Origin of the sequence: Desulfobotulus alkaliphilus, from assembly GCF_007830435.1 — a bacterium.
In the GTDB taxonomy this organism is placed as follows: Bacteria; Desulfobacterota; Desulfobacteria; order Desulfobacterales; family ASO4-4; genus Desulfobotulus; species Desulfobotulus alkaliphilus.
Genome location: NZ_VLLC01000071.1, coordinates 1 through 4,959 on the forward strand (window position 1 = coordinate 1; position 4,959 = coordinate 4,959).

Annotated in this window: 6 protein-coding genes; 4 read left to right on the forward strand and 2 right to left on the reverse strand. The window is 51.2% G+C overall.

The window, feature by feature from the left end:
• From LZ24_RS16775 to LZ24_RS16790, 4 genes are all read left to right on the forward strand, one after another.
• The coding region (locus LZ24_RS16775; protein ID WP_144686861.1) for a M48 family metallopeptidase at positions 1 to 550 on the forward strand (550 nt) is incomplete at its 5' end.
• Between the two features lie 247 nt (positions 551 to 797).
• A complete protein-coding gene (locus LZ24_RS16780; protein ID WP_144686862.1) occupies positions 798 to 1,979 on the forward strand; it encodes a Na/Pi cotransporter family protein in 1,182 nt (393 codons plus the stop codon).
• Positions 1,980 to 2,014: 35 nt separating this feature from the next.
• Positions 2,015 to 2,413 carry a hypothetical protein gene (locus LZ24_RS16785; RefSeq protein WP_144686863.1) on the forward strand — a complete coding sequence of 133 codons (399 nt, stop codon included), beginning with the start codon at positions 2,015 to 2,017 and terminating at the stop codon, positions 2,411 to 2,413.
• Between the two features lie 46 nt (positions 2,414 to 2,459).
• Positions 2,460 to 3,545 carry a NupC/NupG family nucleoside CNT transporter gene (locus tag LZ24_RS16790; RefSeq protein ID WP_144686864.1) on the forward strand — a complete coding sequence of 362 codons (1,086 nt, stop codon included), beginning with the start codon at positions 2,460 to 2,462 and terminating at the stop codon, positions 3,543 to 3,545.
• On the opposite strand, the gene LZ24_RS16795 is transcribed toward LZ24_RS16790, so the two are convergent.
• Both LZ24_RS16795 and LZ24_RS16800 read right to left on the reverse strand, forming a co-directional pair.
• Entirely contained in the window at positions 3,476 to 4,198 is a 723-nt protein-coding gene (locus LZ24_RS16795; RefSeq protein ID WP_246118635.1) for a Fic family protein, read from the reverse strand. The two genes, LZ24_RS16790 and LZ24_RS16795, sit on opposite strands and share 70 nt — an antisense overlap.
• 104 nt (positions 4,199 to 4,302) lie before the next feature.
• The coding region (locus LZ24_RS16800; protein WP_144686865.1) for an AbrB family transcriptional regulator at positions 4,303 to 4,959 on the reverse strand (657 nt) is incomplete at its 5' end.

Below are 4,959 nucleotides of genomic sequence, written 5' to 3' on the forward strand. Positions count from 1 at the left end.
AAAACGGGCTCGCTGGATTCTTAAGACACTGAACTATTTCAAACAGTTTGATCCAAAAACGCCTGAGCGCTGTTACGTGAACGGAGAAACCCACCTGTACCTTGGAAAGCAATACCGCCTGAAAGTGACTCAAGGGCTAAAAAACTCCGTAAAACTGACCCGTGGTTTTTTTCATATCACCTGCCGGAACGAGCCGGCTCCAGATACTGTAAGGAAACTTTTAAATCAGTGGTATTCGGAAAAGGCACAGCTCCGGTTTGCAGAAAGTATGGACCGCTGCTGGCAGAAATTCCCTACTTCGGACATTGAGAAGCCAAAATTATCCATTAAGCGAATGCAAAAAAGATGGGGCAGCCTTTCTGAGAAGGGCACCGTAACCCTCAATGCAGACCTCATCAGATCACCGAAAGAATGCATTGATTATGTTGTCACCCATGAGCTGTGCCACCTGAAATGTCATGATCATGGCCCTGAGTTTTATAAGCTCCTCAATTCTCTCATTCCGGACTGGGAAAAGATCAAACACAAACTCGAACTCAGCATGGTATAATCACAAAACTGAAAAAAGCTGTCCGCTGAGACTGAAGGAAATCAAGGTTACTCTGACACTGAAAAAAACATCCCAGCCAAAGTCACGCCCCCTCCCAACGGGAAAGATCTGGAAAAAGAAGAAATTTTCATATAAGAAACCATTATTGTAGCTTGGAAATATATGAATCCCGAATTCGGCACCTCACCATGGGGCAGGCTATGAAATTCTGATAGCAGAGCAATTACCTTCAAGCAGGAAATATGACATGGAACCTGTCGGATATCTCGTTGGCGGTATAGGTCTTTTTTTTGTCGGCTTACATTTGCTCAGCTCCGGACTGCGCAGGATGACCGGACGGCGGTTCCGCTTGCATTTTGTCAAGTGGGTGGGCACCTATACCAAGGCAGGAGTGATGGGGTTTGTCACAGGCTTTTTGTCCCAGTCCATGTCTGCCCTGTCCTTTATTGTGAGCAGTCTGGTGGGTGCAGGGATGCTTCCTGCAAAACGGGGCATGATGGTTATCTTTTGGGCCAACGCCGGTATTGGAATCATGATTCTTCTGGCCGTGCTGGACATCAAGGTCCTTGTTCTTTTCGTTCTGGGAGCTGCCGGCATCTGTTTCGCTTTTAAAAGACCCCGGCATATGGAAAATCTGGGCCAGACGCTGTTTGGCGGGGCCATGCTGTTTTACGGTCTGATCATGCTCCGCACCGGGGCAGAACCCCTGGCCGCCATGCCCTGGTTTGAGGCTTTTCTTCTCCGGGGACAGTCATCCTTTCTCATCTCATTTCTCATAGGGGGCCTGCTCACGGTTCTGTGCCAATCCTCAACGGCGGTTTCCATCCTGGCCATTACCATGACCCAGGTCGGTCTCTTTTCCATGGAACAGACCGTAATGATCATCTACGGCACCAATGTCGGTTCAGGGGCCGTCAGCTGGATGCTTGCCACGGCCATCCGAGGTACCCCGAAACAATTGATCATGTCTCAGGTCTTTTTCAACTTCGCCGCAGCACTGGTCTTCGTCCCCCTGTTCTATCTGGAGCTCATGACCGGCATCCCCCTTGTCATGGCTCTGGTACAAAGCTTCCCTATCCCCATGGAGCAGCAGGCCGCACTGGTCTATCTGATCTTCAACTGCGGAGGGGCCGTGGTGTTATCCATGCTCCTGACCCCGTTTTACAAAGTTATCGCCCGTGGATGGCCAGCCACAAACGAGGAAGAATGGTCCAGAACCGCTTTTTTGCGCGACGAAATGGCGGATGCCCCGGAAGTGGCACTGACACTCCTGACCAAAGAACAGGCCCGTTTGATGTGTTTTACTACCCGGTACCCGGAGATTCTGCAAAACCGTCTGGAAGATGATGACGGCAAAGTCATGGAAGCCCTGCATGCTTCCTTCAGGCGGTTTCAAAGGAAATCGAATCTCACGCAGCAGAAAGCATAAAAAATCCCCTTGATCCGGAAGGGCTGGAACTGCTGATGATCGTCCAGAACAAACAGAAACAAATGGAAAACCTGGATGATCTTCTGTACCAGTTCACACTGGCATACCGTAATCTGTCCGGCAGTTTGCAGGATATCTTTCAGCCTACCTTTCTTCAGGGGCTGGATTTTCTGTTGCAAACCGCCTGTGAGGCAGAAAACTCCCATGACCCTGCGGATTCGGAACACCTGATACATCTGACCCAGGACAAAGCAAAGGTTTTTCAATCCATCCGCAACTCATATCTGTGCAGTGAAAATAACCTGAGCATGGCAGACCGCAACGTGTTTCTGGATTTAACCGGTCTGTTCGAGCGCATCGGCTGGACCATGGGCCGCATCGGCAAACTGCAGTATGCACAAAAGCTTTTGGAGCGTTCCGGGATTTCGGAGTGAACCTTAATATGGCCATACCTTTCTTAAAAATTCCGGAGAACCATCCATGTTTCTTTCCATTCTGCAAAGCAGCTTCGGGTTACTGGCCTTTATGTTCATCGCCTGGCTTCTTTCCGAAAACCGAAAGGCCGTGAGCCCCCGACTGATCCTTTCAGGGCTTGGTCTGCAGTTTCTTCTGGCCCTGATTCTTCTGAAAGTTCCAGCCTTTGCAGACTTTTTCCTTTTTCTGAACAAGGCTGTGGAAGCCCTTGAAGCAGGAACAAGGGCAGGCACCACCTTTGTGTTCGGGTATCTGGGCGGTGGTCCCCTTCCCTTTGAAGAACCCTGGTCCGGTGCGGCTTACATCTTTGCCTTCCGGGCACTTCCCGTCATTGTCGTCACCGGTGCCCTCAGCACCCTTCTCTATCACTGGAAAATCATTCCTGTGCTGGTACGGGGATTCTCCGCACTCCTCCAGCGGGCCATGGGCATTGGCGGTGCCCTGGGCGTGGGCTGTGCCGCCAACATTTTTGCCGGTATGGTGGAATCTCCCCTTTTTGTCAGACCCTATGTGAAGGCCATGACGCGCAGCGAACTCTTCACCCTCATGACCTGCGGCATGGCCACCATCGCAGGGACGGTGCTGGTATTGTACGCAGGCATCATCGGGAAGGTGGTTCCCGGTGCGCTGGGTCATATTCTGGCAGCCTCCCTGATCAGTGCGCCCGCATCCATTCTCATTGCAGGCATCATGATCCCGGAATCTTCGCCGCCCACCCTTGGTAAAATCAGCCCTCCCGTTGAAAGCAGAAGTTCCATGGATGCCGTTGTCAAGGGCACCACCTTCGGCCTTCAGATGTATATACAGATCGTTGCCCTTCTGGTGGTGCTGGTCGCTCTGGTCAGTATGGTCAATCAGGCTTTGGGGCTTCTCCCCGCCGTGGCTGGCGAAGCCCTCACCCTCCAGAGCCTTCTTGGGCAGATCATGCGGCCCCTTGTCTGGCTTGCGGGCATCCCCTGGCAGGAATCCCATGTGGCGGGCAGCCTCATGGGCACAAAGGTCATCCTCAATGAACTGCTGGCCTACTCATTCATAATCTTTATAAGCCTTTCATCCAGACAGGTGCGTAGAAAGGAATTCATCGGTTTCTGATTAGCAGTTCCATAAAAATCGAGCATCAATTGATTAAACTCCTGCTGCCTCTTTGCAGGAAGATTAATCGCAGGGTATCCGCAACTCAGCAAAAGTCCGTTCATAATAAAACGTCCCATACGCTTATTCACATCATAAAAAAACTGACACCGGGCCATTGTAAGAAAAAAATGGATAGCACGATCATAAATATCTGGTATATCATATGAATCAGAAACCATCTTATCAAAAAGGGCAGGTAAGGCATCCGCCGGAGGCGGCATATAGTCTGTTCCTGCGATGGTAACCCCGCCAGATCTGAACTTCCCCCACTCCAATGCCTCGTCCTTACCCGCTATCAGATGCAGGGCACAAACTTGTTCACGGGTGATTTCAAACTGATTTTTCTCAATTAAAACAAACAAAGTACGCCAGGCATCAATTTGGTTCAGTGCTACTTGCTGGTCAGACAGCCTATGCCCTCCAACCGTAATTCCATCCATTAATGTCTGAATTTCCGGTAAGGTTAAGTTAATGCCTTCCAGATTTACTGCATCGCACACAAACTCAGCCAGTTGGCGCTTGGCAAGCATTATTGCCTTTGCTTTGTTTGGTTTCATGCCCCATTGAGTTTCATTCATCTCATTCACCGGGTTGATTAGTAAAAAGTTCAAAACCTGCTCCATATAATGTATATTGTTCATTATGAAAAAACAAGAACTTAGAAAACCCGCCCATAAGATACGGAACTGACCGGGGCTGGTCCAGACTTAATCCCTCAGGCCATACCGCAGGCACTGCGTCCGTTGATACGGCAGATCAGCCGGGCCACCAGCGGCCCCGTCAGAACAACGGCAAAGAGACGAAGGCTCTGGAGGGAAAGCACAAAAGCAAGATCACAGCCGCTGTCTGCGGCGATGATGGCGATGGAATCCAGACCGCCGGGACTGGTGGCAAGATAGGCCGTCAGGGGATCGACATCCGCCCAGACGGTCAGCATCCATGCCGCAAGACCGCAGAGCGCCATCAGAGCAACAACGGCCAGAAGCAACTGCGGTAAAACCCACAGGGTATGACGCAGGGTTTCCGGTGTGAACCTCAGACCGATGTACCAGCCAAGACTTGCATAGGCAGCCCAAAGCAGCCATGGCGGCAGGGTAATATGTATAAAACCAAGGGAATTGAGCACAGCCCCGAACACCATGGGTATGAGAAGGGCTCCTGCGGGAATGCGGCCCATACGGCCAATAAACACACCCGCAAGCACAAGGAGCAGGGTCTGAAACAGAGGAATCAGGGGCGCATCAAAGCCCGGTGACCATGTGGGAGCCGGAAGATCCGCAGCATGGCCTCCCAGCAGCAGATGGGATACGGCCGATGCGGTGAGAACCACCACAAATATCCGCAGATACTGCATGAAGGCCACCATGCGGAT